The sequence below is a fragment of the Pseudomonas sp. Tul2A7 genome, assembly GCF_054790505.1.
Genome location: NZ_CP186499.1, coordinates 3,929,842 through 3,946,020 on the forward strand (window position 1 = coordinate 3,929,842; position 16,179 = coordinate 3,946,020).

A 16,179-nucleotide genomic window follows, 5' to 3' on the forward strand; every position below is an offset into this window, starting at 1 on the left:
GACAAGGCGGCCATTCTAGCCGATCGCGCAGGCGTTGCTTGATCCATGGCAAGGCTTGTCGCCGAGACTGACGGACAATCCGCCACCCGCGGGAATTTCTGCGCCGCTGCTGTGCCCAATCCGCTAGTCTTGCTGAATCCTGGAAGGAGCCGTCCCATGTTTGAATCCGCTGAAATCGGTCACGCCATCGACAAAGACACCTATGAGGCGGCCGTCCCGGCATTGCGTGAAGCCTTGCTCGAAGCCCAGTTCGAATTGCAGCAGCAGAAGCGTTTTCCGGTGATCATCCTGATCAACGGCATCGAGGGTGCGGGCAAGGGCGAGACCGTCAAATTGCTCAACGAGTGGATGGACCCGCGCCTGATCGAGGTGCGCACTTTCGATCAGCAGACTGATGAGGAATTGTCGCGGCCACCGGCGTGGCGCTACTGGCGGATGCTCCCGGCCAAGGGGCGCATGGGGATTTTCTTCGGCAACTGGTACAGCCAGATGCTGCAGGGCAGGGTGCACGGCTTGTTCAAGGATCCGCGTCTGGATCAGGCGATTGCCGGTGCCGAGCGTCTGGAAAAGATGCTCTGCGATGAAGGCGCGCTGATCTTCAAGTTCTGGTTTCACCTGTCCAAGAAACAGATGAAGGCGCGACTCAAGGCACTGGCCGATGACCCGTTGCACAGCTGGCGCATCAGCCCGCTGGACTGGCAGCAGTCGGAGACTTACGACAAGTTCGTCAAATACGGCGAGCGAGTACTGCGCCGTACCAGCCGTGATTACGCGCCGTGGCATGTGATCGAAGGCGCCGACGCCAACTACCGCAGCCTGGCGGTTGGCAAGATTCTGCTCGAAGGTTTGCAAAATGCGCTGAAGCGTCCGGACGTTCATCCCCACGATGTCAGCGCCGCGCCGTTGGGCACGCCGGTCGATCAGTTGAACCTGCTCGACAGCCTCGACCTGACCCAGCGCCTGGAGAAGAAAGACTACGAAGAACAACTGATCACCGAGCAGGCACGCCTGTCCGGATTGATGCGCGACAAACGCATGCGCCGCCACGCGCTGATCGCGGTATTCGAAGGCAACGACGCGGCAGGCAAGGGCGGGGCGATCCGCCGGGTCGCGGCGGCGCTCGATCCGCGTCAATACAACATCGTGCCGATTGCCGCGCCGACTGAAGAGGAACGTGCGCAGCCGTACCTGTGGCGCTTCTGGCGGCACATTCCGGCGCGCGGCAAGTTCACCGTGTTCGACCGTTCCTGGTATGGCCGGGTCTTGGTCGAGCGCGTCGAGGGTTTCTGCACGCCGGCCGACTGGCTGCGCGCCTATGGCGAGATCAACGATTTCGAAGAGCAATTGGCTGACGCCGGCGTGATCGTTGTGAAGTTCTGGCTGGCCATTGATAAAGACACGCAGATGGAGCGTTTTCAGGCGCGCGAAGAGATCCCGTTCAAGCGCTTCAAGATCACCGAAGACGACTGGCGCAATCGCGACAAGTGGGACGCCTATCGCGGCGCCGTGGGCGATATGGTCGACCGCACCAGTTCCGAGATCTCGCCATGGACCCTGGTCGAGGCCAATGACAAACGCTGGGCGCGGGTCAAGGTGCTGCGCACGATCAACCGCGCGCTGGAAGACGCCTTCGAGAAATCCGACAAGCGTGCGAAGAAACACAAGGACTGAGCCGATAGACGCGCATACGCGGGGTGAATGATTGTCGCGGTGGTTGATGCGGTGGACTTATGCTCAGGTCCACTCTCAACTGACCACAACAATGAGGTATGCCATGCGTGAAGTGGTGATCGTCGACAGCGTGCGGACTGGCCTGGCCAAATCCTTTCGCGGCAAGTTCAACCAGACCCGTCCCGATGACATGGCGGCTCATTGCGTCAACGCCCTGCTTGAACGCAACGACATCGACCCGGCCAGCGTCGAGGATTGCATCGTTGGTGCAGGCTCCAACGAGGGCGCGCAGGGCTACAACATCGGTCGTAATGTTGCGGTGCTGTCGCGTCTGGGCACCGGCACTGCCGGCATGACCCTCAACCGTTTTTGCTCCTCGGGCTTGCAGGCGATTGCGATTGCCGCCAACCAGATTGCCTCGGGTTGCAGCGATATCATCGTTGCCGGCGGCGTCGAGTCGATCAGCCTGACGATGAAAAGCGTCAACACCGATCACCTGATCAACCCGCTGCTCAAACAGCAGACGCCAGGCATCTATTACACGATGGGCCAGACCGCTGAAGTGGTCGCGCGGCGTTATGGCGTCAGCCGTGAAGCGCAGGATCGTTATTCGCTGCAAAGTCAGATTCGCACCGCGCAAGCTCAGGCGGCGGGGCTGTTCAACGATGAAATCGTGCCGATGGCGGTGAAGTACCGCGTCGAGGACAAAAACACCGGTGAAGTGCAGATTCTCGATGGCGTGGTGGATCGCGACGATTGCAACCGCCCCGACACTACTTATGAAAACCTCGCCGGGCTGAAGCCGGTGTTCGCCGAGGACGGTTCGGTAACGGCGGGCAACTCGTCGCAACTGTCCGACGGCGCCTCGATGACCTTGGTGATGAGCCTGGAAAAAGCCCTGCAACTGGGGCTCAAGCCGAAAGCGTTCTTCCGTGGTTTTACCGTGGCTGGCTGCGAGCCGGACGAAATGGGCATCGGCCCGGTGTTCTCGGTGCCCAAGCTGCTCAAGGCGAAAGGTTTGCAGGTGGCGGATATCGACTTGTGGGAGCTGAATGAGGCGTTTGCTTCGCAGTGCCTGTACAGCCGAGATCGGCTGGAGATCGATAACGACAAGTACAACGTCAACGGCGGCTCGATTTCCATTGGTCACCCGTTTGGCATGACCGGATCGCGGCAGGTCGGGCATCTGGTGCGCGAGTTGCAGCGGCGTAATTTGCGTTATGGGATCGTGACGATGTGTGTGGGCGGGGGGATGGGGGCGACGGGGTTGTTTGAGGCGGTGCGTTAAGCCAGGAAGTGTTTTGTAGACTGGTGGATTGCTATCGCGAGCAGGCTCACTCCTACAATTGGAATGCGTTCCCCTGTAGGAGTGAGCCTGCTCGCGATGGCATCAGTTGGGTGTCCGGTTGTAATCCAGAAGTTGCATCCGCGCGATATAAGCCTTTATTTCCTGCTCAGCCTTCTCGGCATTCTCAAACGGCCCCTCAAGGGTATTTTCCCGAGTGCTGAAAAACAGTTCGCCATTGACCCGGCACACCCGGTCGCTGCGAAAGTGCATTTCGGGGGCGTTGTCGCGGGCGCGCATTCCTAACATGAGCGGTCTCCTTGGCTGATGTGCTGAAAGGGGATCCAATGAGCTTATGCCTGAAGCACTTGGCTCGCCCGATCAGCCGATCAACGGCGCAGCGTCAATTTTATGCTGCGACCTGCACAGTTGCATTCGCGTCCTGGCCTTAACTGTCCCTGTGTCCCGACCTGCTGCGCGCCTAGAATGAGCGCACTTGTCAGCAGGCTTTGGGGTTTCCATGCACATTTCATCCGGTCGCTGGGTCTACGGCTTGTTCCTGGCGCTGCTGACCGCGTTTCTGTGGGGCATCCTGCCGATCAAGCTCAAACAGGTATTGCTGGTGATGGACCCGGTCACGGTGACCTGGTTTCGTCTGCTGGTGTCTGGCGGCTGCCTGTTCATCTATCTGGCGGCGGTAAAACGTTTGCCTGGTCGCAAAGTGCTTGGGCCGAAGGGCGGCTGGCTGGTGCTGATGGCGGTGCTCGGGCTGGTTGGCAACTATGTGCTGTACCTGATGGGCCTCAATCTGCTCAGCCCCGGCACCGCGCAACTGGTGGTGCAGATGGGGCCGATCATGTTGCTGATCGCCAGTCTGTTTGTGTTCAAGGAACGCTTCAGTATCGGCCAGGGGATTGGCTTGGCGGTGCTATTGATCGGTTTTGTGCTGTTCTTCAATCAGCGGCTGGCGGAGCTGCTGACCTCGCTGTCGGATTACACCGCAGGGGTTTTGCTGGTGCTGTTGGCGTCGACGGTGTGGACCTTCTATGCGTTGGGCCAGAAGCAATTGCTGACGGTGTGGAATTCGCTGCAGGTGATGATGGTGATTTATCTGTTCTGCGCAGTGTTGCTGACGCCGTGGGTGCATCCGCTCGAAGCGCTGAATCTGAGTCCGTTGCAGGGCTGGCTGTTGCTGGCGTGCTGCATGAACACGTTGATTGCCTATGGCGCATTCGCTGAGGCGCTGGCGCATTGGGAGGCGTCGCGGGTCAGTGCGACGTTGGCGATTACGCCGTTGGTGACGTTTGGCGCGGTGGCAATTGCGGCGGGGATCTGGCCGGAATATGTGCATGCCGAGCAGATCAATGGGTTGGGTTATGGCGGCGCGGTCTTGGTTGTACTGGGTTCGGCGCTGGTGGCGTTGGGGCCTTCCTTGATTGCCGGGTTGAAGGCGCGGCGGATGAAGATGGCGGCAGGCTAACCGCGTCAGGGCCATCGCGAGCAGGCTCACTCCTACATTTGGAACGCATTCCCTTGTAGGAATGAGCCTGCTCGCGATGACTTATTAAGAAACGCTACAAATCTCAGCCCTTGGCGCCCGCCTCGATCATGTTCTCCGGCCGCACCCACGCATCAAACTCTTCGTCGGTCAGATAGCCCAACGCCAACGCCGCCTCACGCAAGGTCAGCCCTTCGCTGTAAGCCTTCTTGGCAATCTCCGCTGATTTGTCATAACCAATGTGCGGATTCAACGCCGTCACCAGCATCAGCCCACGTTCCAGATGTCGGGCCATGACCTCGGCATCCGGCTCCAGCCCGGCGATGCAGTGCTGCTGGAAGTTGCTGCAACCGTCGGCAAGCAGGCGAATCGATTGCAGCAGGTTGTGGATGATCACCGGTTTGAATACGTTCAACTGCAAGTGACCCTGACTGGCGGCAATGCCGATGGTCACATCGTTGCCCAGCACCTGACAGGCCAGCATCGACAGTGCCTCGCATTGGGTCGGATTGACCTTGCCCGGCATGATCGAACTGCCCGGCTCATTCGCCGGCAGGCGCACTTCGGCAAAGCCTGCGCGTGGGCCGGAGCCGAGCAGGCGCAGGTCGTTGGCGATTTTCATCAGCGCCACGGCGAGGGTTTTCAGCGCGCCGGAGAGGCTGGTCAGCGGTTCGTGGCCGGCGAGGGCGGCAAACTTGTTCGGCGCGGTGACGAAGGGCAGACCGGACAGTGCCGCCAGTTCCGCGGCAATCGCCTCACCGAAACCGTGCGGCGAATTCAGCCCGGTACCGACCGCGGTGCCGCCCTGGGCCAGTTCACACACCGCCGGCAGCGCCGCGCGGATGGCGCGCTCGGCGTAATCCAGCTGCGCTATGAATCCGGAGAGCTCCTGGCCAAAGGTGATCGGCGTCGCATCCATCATGTGCGTACGCCCGGTTTTCACCAGTTTCATGTGCCGCGCGGCCAGTTCAGCGAGGCCGCCGGACAACTCGGCAATCGCCGGCAGCAGTTGCTCCTGCACAGCTTGCGCGGTGGCGATGCTCATCGCAGTGGGGAAGCAGTCGTTGGAACTTTGCGAGCGGTTGACGTGATCGTTCGGGTGCACCGGCGTCTTGCCGCCGCGCGGGTTGCCGGCCAGTTCGTTGGCGCGCCCGGCGATGACTTCGTTGACGTTCATGTTGCTCTGGGTGCCGCTGCCGGTCTGCCAGACCACCAGTGGAAACTGGTCGTCGTGCTGGCCGTCGAGGACTTCGTCAGCGGCCTGTTCGATCAGGCGGGCGATGTCGGCAGGCAGATCACCGTTGCGATCGTTGACGCGGGCGGCGGCTTTCTTGATCAGGGCCAATGCGTGCAATACCGGCAGCGGCATGCGTTCCTGACCAATGGCGAAGTTGATCAGCGAGCGTTGCGTCTGAGCACCCCAGTAGGCGTCGTCCGGGACTTCGATCTGGCCCAGGCTGTCGGTTTCGATACGGCTCATCGTGCACACTCCTGTTGGTCTGTTTGCGCAGTTTAGGCCCGGTCGGGCCCAGGTGGTTCCCTCGATCCGATTGTTGACCGGTAAAACCCCGCCAATCAAGCGCGGCAAGGCCCGGGGGTTGAGCCACGAGGTTTTTTAGGCGCAGAATGGTCGCCCTTGGGGTTTGACCTCGCTTTGCTTAAAAGGAAACTCGATGACTCGTCTTCGTGCCATCTGCACCGCGGTTGCACTGGTTTGCGCCAGCGGCCAGGTGCTTGCCGATACCGCCAGCCACAACGCCAGTGCCGAAGCTTTCCTGACCCTGGCCCACGCTGACAAGCTCGGCACTCCGGTGTACATGCAAGTGCAGCAAATGTTCGCTCAGCGTTTTGAGCAGACCAAAGCCCCGGAAGCCAAGAAAGCCGTGCTGGAAACCTACCAGGCCAAAGCCAACGCTGCGCTGGATCAGGCCATCGGCTGGAACAAGCTCAAGCCTGACATGGTCAAGCTCTACACCACTAACTTCAGCGAATCCGAGCTGAAAGATCTGGTCGCGTTCTACCAGTCGCCACTGGGCAAGAAAGTCCTGGAAAAAATGCCGCAGCTGACTCAGCAATCGGCCCAGATGACCCAGGCCAAACTGGAAAGCGCGGTACCGGTAGTCAACAAACTGCTGGAAGACATGACCAACGAGCTGGCCCCGAAAGGCGCTGCTCCGGCCAAGAAAAAGCCGTAAGCGGAGTTCGTGATGACCATGCAACAACGCATCGAATCGACGCTGGCCCTGCTTCAGCCTGAGCACCTGCAAGTGCTGGATGAAAGCCACATGCACAGTCGCGGGTTGCAGACGCACTTCAAGGCTGTGGTGGTCAGCGCGCAGTTCGACGGCCTGAACCGGGTCAAGCGCCACCAGAAAGTCTACGGCACGCTCGGCGAGCTGATGGGCGAGTTCCATGCGTTGGCGCTGCACACCTACACCCCGCAGGAATGGGCAGAGATCGGCGCCGCTCCGGCGTCGCCAACCTGTGCCGGCGGCAGCAAGCATTAAGCTTCGGTTTTTTGCTAGAATCCGCAACGCGCCGCTTACCCGGCGCGTTTTTTTTTGAATCCGGTTCACCCTTTGCGAGGGTAGCCACCTGGAGAAATACCCATGACACAACCGATTGTCGTGGCGGCACTGTATAAGTTCGTCACCCTCGAAGATTACGTTGACCTGCGCGAGCCCCTGCTGCAAGCGATGGTCGACAACCAGATCAAAGGCACTCTGCTGATCGCCGAAGAAGGCATCAACGGCACCGTGTCCGGCAGCCGCGAAGGCATTGATGGCCTGCTCGCCTGGCTGAAGAACGACCCACGCATGATCGACATCGATCACAAAGAGTCGTACTGCGACGAGCAGCCGTTCTACCGCACCAAGGTCAAACTGAAGAAAGAGATCGTCACTCTCGGTGTCGAAGGCGTCGACCCGAACAAAAAGGTCGGCACCTACGTTGATCCGCAAGACTGGAACGCGTTGATCAGCGACCCGGAAGTGCTGTTGATCGACACGCGCAACGATTACGAAGTATCGATCGGCACCTTCGAAGGCGCCATCGATCCGAAAACCACCAGTTTTCGCGAATTCCCTGACTACATCAAAGAACACTTCGATCCGGCCGTGCACAAGAAGGTCGCGATGTTCTGCACCGGCGGCATTCGCTGCGAGAAAGCCTCGAGCTACATGCTCGGCGAAGGCTACGAAGAGGTTTACCACCTCAAGGGCGGCATCCTGAAGTACCTTGAAGAGGTGCCGCAGGAGGAAACCAAGTGGCAGGGCGACTGCTTCGTGTTCGACAACCGCGTGACCGTGCGTCACGACCTCAGCGAAGGCGACTACGATCAATGTCATGCATGCCGCACACCGGTCAGTGTTGAAGATCGCGCCTCCGAGCATTACGTCGCCGGCATCAGTTGCCCGCATTGCTGGGACAAGCTGAGCGAGAAAACCCGCCGCAGCGCCATCGATCGGCAGAAGCAGATCGAACTGGCCAAGGCGCGCAACATGCCGCACCCGATCGGCTACAACTACAAGCAAGCATCCACCGAGGCTTAACCATGTCTGCACGCCTGCTCTATGTGATGGATCCGATGTGTTCCTGGTGCTGGGGTTTTGCTCCGGTGGCCAAGGCATTGGTCGAGCAGGCGCAGGCAGCCGGGGTGGAGTTGCATCTGGTGGTCGGTGGTTTGCGCACCGGCAGTGGCTCGGCGCTGGAGCCGACTACGCGTCGCTACATTCTTGAACACTGGCAAGCGGTCACCGAGGCCACCGGTCAGGCGTTCAAGTTCGACGGTGCGTTGCCCGATGGTTTTGTCTATGACACTGAGCCGGCCTGCCGGGCGATCGTTACTGCGCGCAGCCTGGCGCCGGATTGCGCGTGGAAACTCGTCGGGCTGATCCAGCAGGCGTTTTACGCTGAAGGTCGCGATGTCACCCAGGCCAGCGTGCTGGTCGAGCTGGCAGAAAAGGCCGGCGTGCCGCGCATCGAATTCGCTGCGTTGTTCGATCATGCCGATCAGCACAAAGCGACTCAGGCCGATTTCAGTTGGGTGCAGGATCTCGGTATCGCCGGTTTTCCGACCCTGCTGGCCGAGCGCAACGGCCAACTGGCACTGCTGACCAACGGCTATCAACCGCTCAGTGAACTGTCGCCATTGCTCGGCCGCTGGCTGGAGCGTGCGGCCTGTGTCTGATCGGGCCGATGACACGCCAGCCGTAAAGCATGTCGACCGGCTGAGCTGGGCAGAAGTCCGGCGACTGGCACTCACTCACAAAAAATCCCTGTGGATCGCTAACGGCGTGGCTGTGCTGGCGACGCTGTGCAGCGTGCCGATCCCATTGCTGCTGCCATTGCTGGTGGACGAAGTCCTGCTCGGCCACGGCGATGCGGCACTGCAAGTCATGAACCATGTACTGCCGTCGATGTGGCAGCAAGCGGCGGGCTACATCGGTCTGATGCTATTGGTCACCTTGACTCTGCGATGCGGCTCGCTGTGCTTTGGCGTATTGCAGTCGCGCCTGTTTGCGCGCTTGGCCAAAGACATCGTTTACCGCATTCGCGTGCGCTTGATCGAACGCCTCAAGCGCATTTCCCTCGGCGAATACGAAAGCCTCGGCAGCGGCACGGTGACCACGCATCTGGTCACCGATCTCGATACCCTCGACAAATTCGTCGGCGAAACCCTCAGCCGTTTTCTGGTGGCGATGCTGACGCTGGTTGGCACCGCCAGCATTCTAATGTGGATGCACTGGAAACTGGCGCTGCTGATTCTGCTGTTCAACCCGCTGGTGATCTACGCCACGGTGCAGTTGGGCAAACGCGTCAAACACCTGAAGAAACTCGAGAACGACAGCACCTCACGCTTTACTCAAGCGTTGAGCGAAACCCTTGATGCGATTCAGGAGATCCGTGCCGGCAACCGTCAGGGCTTCTTCCTTGGGCGACTCGGCCTGCGTGCGCAGGAAGTGCGCAACTACGCGGTCAACTCGCAGTGGAAAACCGACGCTTCCAACCGCGCCAGCGGCTTGTTGTTTCAGTTCGGCATCGACATTTTCCGCGCGGCGGCGATGCTCACGGTGTTGTTCTCCGACCTGTCGATCGGTCAGATGCTCGCGGTGTTCAGCTACCTGTGGTTCATGATCGGCCCGGTCGAACAACTGCTCAACCTGCAATACGCCTACTACGCGGCGGGCGGGGCGCTGGCGCGGATCAACGAACTGCTGGCGCGCGCCGATGAGCCGCAATATCCCGGCGGCGTCGATCCGTTCAAGGGCCGCGACACCGTCGGCATTCAGGTGCAAGGCCTGAGCTTCGGCTACGGTGACGAGCTGGTGCTGGATCAACTGAATCTGTCGATCGCTCCCGGTGAAAAAGTCGCGATTGTCGGCGCCAGCGGCGGTGGCAAAAGTACCCTCGTGCAATTGCTGCTCGGGCTGTATACGCCAGTGTCCGGCAGCATCCGTTTCGGCGGTTCGACCCAGCAGGAGATCGGCCTGGACACGGTGCGGGAAAACGTCGCGGTGGTGCTGCAGCACCCGGCGCTGTTCAACGATACCGTGCGCGCCAACCTGACCATGGGCCGCACCCGCAGTGACGAAGCCTGCTGGCAGGCGCTGGAAATCGCTCAGCTCGAAGCGACCATCCGCGCCTTGCCCAATGGCCTGGACAGTATTGTCGGTCGTTCCGGTGTGCGTCTGTCGGGTGGTCAGCGGCAACGTCTGGCCATTGCGCGGATGATCCTCGCCGAGCCGAAAGTCGTCATCCTCGACGAAGCCACTTCGGCCCTCGACGCCGCCACCGAATACAACCTGCATCAGGCCATGGCGCGCTTTCTCAATGGCCGCACCACGCTGATCATTGCCCACCGTCTGTCAGCGGTGAAGCAGGCTGATCGCGTGCTGGTGTTCGATGGTGGTCAGGTCGCTGAAGACGGCGATCATCAGCAGTTGATCGCTGACGGTGGCCTGTATGCCAAGCTCTATGGTCACCTGCAGCAGATCCAGCGCCCTTGAGTTTCGTTCCGGTTTCTGTGCTTAGTGCTTGAATTGCATTGAGTAAACTCAACCGGAACGTTCACGCAGACCAGCCATTTGCACAATCGACCTAGAGGACGGCAGAGCTGTCCCTTTGACTTGGCGAAAATTAGCCTAGGCTGAGCTGTCAGGAGCGGGATTTTCCGGTGTTCATCTGGCAGTGCTTGCGCAAGGGATCTCATGAAGCAAAAGCGGACTCTCGGAACGCCACGGTTGTTGGGCATCGTCTGGCCATTTATTGCCGTCGTGTTGTTTCAAGCGTTATTGGGTGGCGTGAGTCTTTACGTGCTGTCGGCCGTTCGCGGTTATGTCGCCGGTGAAAGCCTTTGGTCCAAGGGCCAGAAAGACGCGATCTACTACCTCAATCTGTATGCCGATAGCCGCGACGAGGCAATTTTCCTCAAATACCGCAACGCGATTGCCGTGCCACAAGGCGGGCATCAGTTGCGCCTGGCGCTGGATCATCAACCGCCGGATCTGGCCGCAGCGCGCGAAGGTATTCTCAAGGGCGGCAACCACCCGGATGACGTCTCCAGCCTGATCTGGCTGTACCTCAACTTCCGCCATTTCAGTTATCTGGAAACTGCCATTGATCGCTGGACCGTCGGTGACGCCTATCTGGTCGAGCTGGATGATGTGGCGCAGGAGATGCACCGCAGCATCTCGCAGAACACCGCCAACAGTGCCGATGTCCAGCGCTGGAAGGCGCGGATTTTCGCTATCAATGATGGCGTCACCCCGGCGGCGAAAGCCTTCAGCGATGCTTTGGGCGAAGGCTCGCGGATGATCATGCGTCTGCTGCTGTTCACCAACCTGGCCACGGCACTTGGGTTGATCGTGCTGGCCTTGTGGCGCACACACAAACTGCTCAAGCAGCGTCATGCCTTTGCCGAGGCGCTGCAACTGGAGAAGGATCGGGCGCACGTCACCTTGCATTCGATCGGTGATGGCGTCATCACCACCGATGTCAGCGGTGCCATCGATTACATGAACCCTGCCGCCGAATCCATGACTCACTGGAAGGCCGAGCAGGCGGCCGGCCTGCCGCTGGCCGCGCTGTTCAATTTGCTCGACGACAACGCTCAGGCCGAAGGCCTGACGCTGATCGAGCACATTCTGAGCGGCAAACTCAGCGGCGGTAGCGAGCATTCGAAACTGATCCAGCGCCTCGATGGCACAACGTTGTCGGTGACGCTGGTCGGCGCGCCGATCCGTAATGCCGGCAAGGTCAGCGGCACGGTGCTGGTGCTGCACGACATGACTCAGGAGCGGCAATACATCGCCAATCTGTCGTGGCAGGCGACCCATGATGCGCTGACCGGGCTGGCCAACCGCCGCGAGTTTGAATATCGCCTGGAGCAGGCGCTGCACAACCTTACGCGCCATTCCGGGCGGCATGCGCTGATGTTCCTCGACCTCGATCAATTCAAACTGGTCAACGACACCTGTGGTCACGCCGCCGGTGATGAGCTGTTGCGGCACATTTGCACGTTGTTGCAATCGGGGCTGCGCGAAGGCGATACGCTGGCGCGCCTTGGCGGTGATGAATTCGGCATTCTGCTGGAGAACTGCGCACCGGAAGCGGCGGAAAAGATAGCCGAGGCGTTGCGCCAGACGGTGCAGAATCTGCATTTTGTCTGGAAGGGGCGGCCATTCCTGACCACGGTGAGCATTGGTCTGGTGCATATCGCACAAACCCCGACCACCCTCGAAACCTCACTGCGCGCGGCCGATATGGCCTGTTACATGGCCAAGGAGAAGGGCCGCAACCGGGTGCAGGTCTACCACGCCGACGATTCCGAGCTGTCGCTGCGCTTTGGCGAAATGGCGTGGGTGCAGCGTCTGCACATGGCGCTGGAAGAAAACCGTTTTTGTCTGTACGCCCAGGAAATCGCGCCGCTCAAGCCGGGCGACAACATGGGTGGGCACATCGAGATTCTGCTGCGACTGCATGATGAAGCCGGGCGGATGATTCTGCCGGACAGTTTCATTCCAGCCGCCGAACGCTATGGTTTGATGAGTCAACTGGACCGCTGGGTAGTTCAGAACGTATTTAAGGTTATTGCTCAATGTATTGCGCAAGAGCATAAACGGCCATTAGCGATGTGTGCGATTAATCTGTCAGGCATTACTATAGGAGATGACGCGTTTTTGCACTTTCTGCGAGAGCAATTTGTTAACTATGCGATACCGCCTGAAATGATTTGTTTTGAAATTACCGAGACCAGTGCAATTTCAAACTTGGGGAGTGCAATTAGATTTATTAATGAACTCAAAGGCTTAGGTTGTTATTTCTCACTTGATGACTTTTGTGCCGGAATGTCTTCATTCGCTTATCTGAAACATTTGCCTGTAGACTTCCTGAAGATCGACGGGAGTTTCGTAAAGGATATGCTGGACGACCCGATTAACCGCGCAATGGTCGAAGTGATCAATCACATCGGGCATGTCATGGGTAAGCAGACAATTGCCGAGTTTGTTGAAACAACCCAGATCGAGCAGGCATTGCTTGAAATCGGTGTGGACTACGCTCAGGGTTATGTTATAGAACGCCCACAGTTGTTTACCTGTGACAGTTTGCAAAGTCGGCCCGCCAGACCGCAGCCGCTGTTATTCAAAGCGCCTGGCACGTTCCGTTGAAGTCTCTCGCCGATCCTTACAATCACAAATCAAAAGGAGCCGAACAGTGATCGACACATTCAACCGAACCGGACCACTCATGGAAGCTGCAAGTTATCCTGCCTGGGCGCAACAGCTCATTGAGGATTGCAGCGAGAGCAAGCGCCGGGTTGTCGAACATGAGTTGTATATGCGCATGCGGGATAACAAGCTCAGTGCCAGAACCATGCGTCAGTACCTGATTGGCGGCTGGCCAGTGGTCGAGCAGTTCGCGTTGTACATGGCGCAGAATCTCACCAAAACCCGGTTTGCCCGCCACCCGGGCGAAGACATGGCGCGGCGCTGGCTGATGCGCAATATCCGCGTTGAACTCAATCACGCTGATTACTGGGTGCATTGGAGTCGTGCCCATGGCGTCAGTCTTGAAGATCTCCAGGCCCAACATGTGCCACCGGAACTGCATGCCCTGAGTCACTGGTGCTGGCACACCAGTTCGGCCGATTCGCTGATCGTGGCTATCGCCGCCACCAACTACGCCATCGAGGGCGCGACCGGGGAGTGGTCGGCTGTGGTTTGTTCGACGGGAGTTTACGCGGCGGCGTTTCCTGAAGAAGACCGCAAGCGTGCAATGAAGTGGCTGAAGATGCACGCCCAGTATGACGATGCTCACCCTTGGGAGGCGCTGGAAATCATCTGCACCCTGGCCGGGATGAACCCGACCAAGGCTTTGCAGGAAGAACTGCGTCAGGCAGTGTGCAAGAGCTACGACTACATGTACCTGTTTCTGGAGCGTTGCATGCAACTGGAAACGTCGGAACGCTTGTTGGTCAACCGAGAGCGCAGGGCGGTAGTCGAGAGCTGATTCCGGCTACATGAAACTAATGTGGGAGCGAGTCTGCTCGCGAAAGCGGTCCGTCAGTCAACTCATGGTTGAATGTCCGATTGCATTCGCGAGCAGGCTCGCTCCCACACTGTTTTGTGCTGCTCGAAAGGTGTCAGCCCGCCATGGCCAACCGGTTACGCCCTTCACGCTTGGCCACGTACAGCGCACTGTCAGCGCGGCGCAGCAAACTGTCGGCCGATTCGCCCGGTAACAACGTCGAACATCCCAGGCTCACAGTCAATTCGATCAACTGCCCGTCCGCATAGTATTCAGCTGCCTGCGTCGCATAGCGCAGCCGTTCGCCGACCATTGCGGCCGCATCCCGGCCGGTATTGGACAGCAGCACCAGAAACTCTTCGCCACCGTAACGAAATACCATGTCGACATTGCGCAGCTGCGCCTTGATGGTCGCGGCGATGGCTTTAAGTACGTCATCGCCGGCGCTGTGGCCGTGGCTGTCGTTGACCCGTTTGAAGTGATCGATGTCGAGCATCAGCACCGAGAGCGGCTGCACATGCCGACGCGACATGTCGATCTCGCGCTGCAAGGTCTGCTCCATGGCGATGCGGTTACCGGCGCCGGTCAGCGGATCACGCAGGGCGCTCTGCGTGGCGGCGCGGTAGAGCAGGGCATTGCGCATCGGGTACAGCAGCGACGACAACAGCGATTCAAGGTTGCCCTGATCCTGTTCGTTGAAGCGCTGATTGCGACGGAACACCAGTTCGCCCATATGCTCGCCTTCGTGGCTCAGGCTATAGCTGATCGAATGGTGGCCGCGGGTACCGAACTCCAGGCGCAGATCGCTGCCCTGGTGCACGTAGCTCAGCGCGTCCAGCGGTACAAGGCGCTGAACTTCGCGGAAAAACAGGCCGAGGATGCGTTGCGGCTCAAGACTGGTTTGCAGCTGCAGGCTCATTTGCTGACGCAATTGCGCCAGATTGGCCGGTCGCTCCAGAAGGGGCGGCAGTTGACCAAAGCCCAGGCGTTGCAATTTGGCACTGTCAAAGTCAATTGCATTGGTCTGGGAGGGTGATTTCATATGGCGTGAACCCTTAGCAGTAAGTCTGTCTTACAGGCTGGGTGAGAGCGGCTATGGGCTGCGCGTCGTACTGATCCATCAGTCCCGTAGGACGTTTGGCGTAAGTCTAGTCTGCCGGATGACGATTAGTAAGCTATCGAAATCGGGCTCGCCCCATTGCCTTCACGTGGCTTGTTTTGAGAGAAATTAGAGCGAAAGTCGTGCCATTCGGTTCGGTTTTATTTAAACCGTTTTGAATCAATGAGTTGGCTGATGATGAGGGATGGATGCGCTGGAAAATTGACTGAAATATGACAGTCATCAGCGGCAAATGCGTGCCGCGACAGGAATCTGCCGCGGCAACAAATGCGACGTATGGCAGTTATTGCGCGTTGAATGCCTGGCCGTTGATGCCGGTGCTGTCCGGGCCCATCAGGTACAGGTAGACCGGCATGATTTCTTCCGGCGTCGGATTGTTCAGCGGGTTTTCCCCCGGATAGGCCTGAGCACGCATGCTGGTGCGCGTACCGCCGGGGTTGATGCTGTTCGAGCGTACTGGCGCCACACCGTCGACTTCATCGGCCAGGGTTTGCATCAGGCCTTCGGTAGCGAACTTCGACACGCCATAAGCGCCCCAGTACGCCCGGCCTTTGCGCCCGACGCTGCTGGAAGTGAACACCACCGATGCATCCTGCGACAGCTTGAGCAGCGGCAGCAGAGTGCTGCTCAGCATGAACATGGCGTTGACGTTGACCTGCATGACGCGCATGAAGTTTTCACCGGACAACTGCTCGATCGGCGTGCGTGGGCCGATGATCGAAGCGTTGTGCAGCAATCCGTCGAGGTGACCGAATTCGCTCTCGATCATCACGGCCAGCTCATCGTACTGATGGGGCAGGGCGGTTTCGAGGTTGAACGGAATCACTGCCGGTTGCGGATGGCCGGCGGCTTCGATCTCGTCGTAGACCTGGGTCAGATTGGCTTCGGTTTTGCCCAGCAGCAATACCGTAGCGCCATGAGCGGCGTAGGTTTTCGCGGCCGCCGCGCCAATGCCACGACCGGCACCGGTGACCAGAATGACCCGATCCTTGAGCAATTCGGGACGAGCGGAGTAATCAAACATAAAAACCTCATCAAGTCAGATCGTTCCCACGCTCTGCGTGGGAATGCAGGCAG

General features: G+C 59.2%; 14 protein-coding genes. 10 read left to right on the forward strand and 4 right to left on the reverse strand.

Annotated elements, in window-relative coordinates:
• Positions 1-156 precede the first annotated feature (156 nt).
• Together pap and ACOYXJ_RS17735 are read left to right on the forward strand one after the other, a co-directional pair.
• Positions 157-1,671: a polyphosphate:AMP phosphotransferase gene (gene pap, locus ACOYXJ_RS17730; RefSeq protein WP_460370733.1), complete on the forward strand. Its 1,515-nt coding sequence runs from the start codon at positions 157-159 to the stop codon at positions 1,669-1,671.
• Between the two features lie 103 nt (positions 1,672-1,774).
• Positions 1,775-2,959 (forward strand): thiolase family protein, encoded by a 1,185-nt coding sequence (locus ACOYXJ_RS17735; RefSeq protein WP_460370735.1) that lies wholly within the window; start codon positions 1,775-1,777, stop codon positions 2,957-2,959.
• A 102-nt stretch (positions 2,960-3,061) separates the two neighbouring features.
• On the opposite strand, the gene ACOYXJ_RS17740 is transcribed toward ACOYXJ_RS17735, so the two are convergent.
• Positions 3,062-3,265 (reverse strand): DUF6316 family protein, encoded by a 204-nt coding sequence (locus ACOYXJ_RS17740; protein WP_460370737.1) that lies wholly within the window; start codon positions 3,263-3,265, stop codon positions 3,062-3,064.
• Positions 3,266-3,476: 211 nt separating this feature from the next.
• On the opposite strand from ACOYXJ_RS17740, the gene ACOYXJ_RS17745 reads away from it, so the two are divergent.
• Positions 3,477-4,436, forward strand: coding sequence for a DMT family transporter (locus ACOYXJ_RS17745; RefSeq protein WP_460370739.1), 960 nt, complete (start codon positions 3,477-3,479; stop codon positions 4,434-4,436).
• A 103-nt stretch (positions 4,437-4,539) separates the two neighbouring features.
• On the opposite strand, the gene ACOYXJ_RS17750 is transcribed toward ACOYXJ_RS17745, so the two are convergent.
• Positions 4,540-5,934, reverse strand: coding sequence for a class II fumarate hydratase (locus ACOYXJ_RS17750; RefSeq protein WP_007908383.1), 1,395 nt, complete (start codon positions 5,932-5,934; stop codon positions 4,540-4,542).
• Positions 5,935-6,127: 193 nt separating this feature from the next.
• On the opposite strand from ACOYXJ_RS17750, the gene ACOYXJ_RS17755 reads away from it, so the two are divergent.
• From ACOYXJ_RS17755 to ACOYXJ_RS17785, 7 genes are all read left to right on the forward strand, one after another.
• A complete protein-coding gene (locus ACOYXJ_RS17755) occupies positions 6,128-6,649 on the forward strand; it encodes a DUF2059 domain-containing protein (RefSeq protein WP_053122485.1) in 522 nt (173 codons plus the stop codon).
• Between the two features lie 12 nt (positions 6,650-6,661).
• Complete coding sequence (locus tag ACOYXJ_RS17760; RefSeq protein ID WP_007908388.1) at positions 6,662-6,961, forward strand: BolA family protein; 300 nt, start codon at positions 6,662-6,664, stop codon at positions 6,959-6,961.
• 102 nt (positions 6,962-7,063) lie between these two features.
• A complete protein-coding gene (gene trhO, locus ACOYXJ_RS17765) occupies positions 7,064-8,005 on the forward strand; it encodes an oxygen-dependent tRNA uridine(34) hydroxylase TrhO (RefSeq protein ID WP_150729928.1) in 942 nt (313 codons plus the stop codon).
• A gap of 35 nt (positions 8,006-8,040) precedes the next feature.
• Positions 8,041-8,643, forward strand: coding sequence for a DsbA family protein (locus ACOYXJ_RS17770; protein ID WP_174245131.1), 603 nt, complete (start codon positions 8,041-8,043; stop codon positions 8,641-8,643).
• Entirely contained in the window at positions 8,636-10,462 is a 1,827-nt protein-coding gene (locus tag ACOYXJ_RS17775) for an ABC transporter ATP-binding protein (RefSeq protein ID WP_460370742.1), read from the forward strand. The genes ACOYXJ_RS17770 and ACOYXJ_RS17775 overlap by 8 nt, the downstream gene beginning before the upstream one ends.
• Positions 10,463-10,663: 201 nt before the next feature.
• Positions 10,664-13,123 carry an EAL domain-containing protein gene (locus ACOYXJ_RS17780; RefSeq protein WP_460370744.1) on the forward strand — a complete coding sequence of 820 codons (2,460 nt, stop codon included), beginning with the start codon at positions 10,664-10,666 and terminating at the stop codon, positions 13,121-13,123.
• 79 nt (positions 13,124-13,202) lie between these two features.
• The gene (locus ACOYXJ_RS17785; protein WP_189683916.1) at positions 13,203-13,964 is read left to right on the forward strand and encodes a TenA family transcriptional regulator; all 762 of its coding nucleotides are present in this window, start codon (positions 13,203-13,205) and stop codon (positions 13,962-13,964) included.
• 133 nt (positions 13,965-14,097) lie between these two features.
• Here the strand turns inward: ACOYXJ_RS17785 and ACOYXJ_RS17790 are convergent, their stop codons facing one another.
• Complete coding sequence (locus tag ACOYXJ_RS17790; protein ID WP_095120525.1) at positions 14,098-15,024, reverse strand: GGDEF domain-containing protein; 927 nt, start codon at positions 15,022-15,024, stop codon at positions 14,098-14,100.
• Between the two features lie 361 nt (positions 15,025-15,385).
• Positions 15,386-16,126: a YciK family oxidoreductase gene (locus tag ACOYXJ_RS17795; protein ID WP_460370747.1), complete on the reverse strand. Its 741-nt coding sequence runs from the start codon at positions 16,124-16,126 to the stop codon at positions 15,386-15,388.
• Positions 16,127-16,179: the final 53 nt, after the last annotated feature.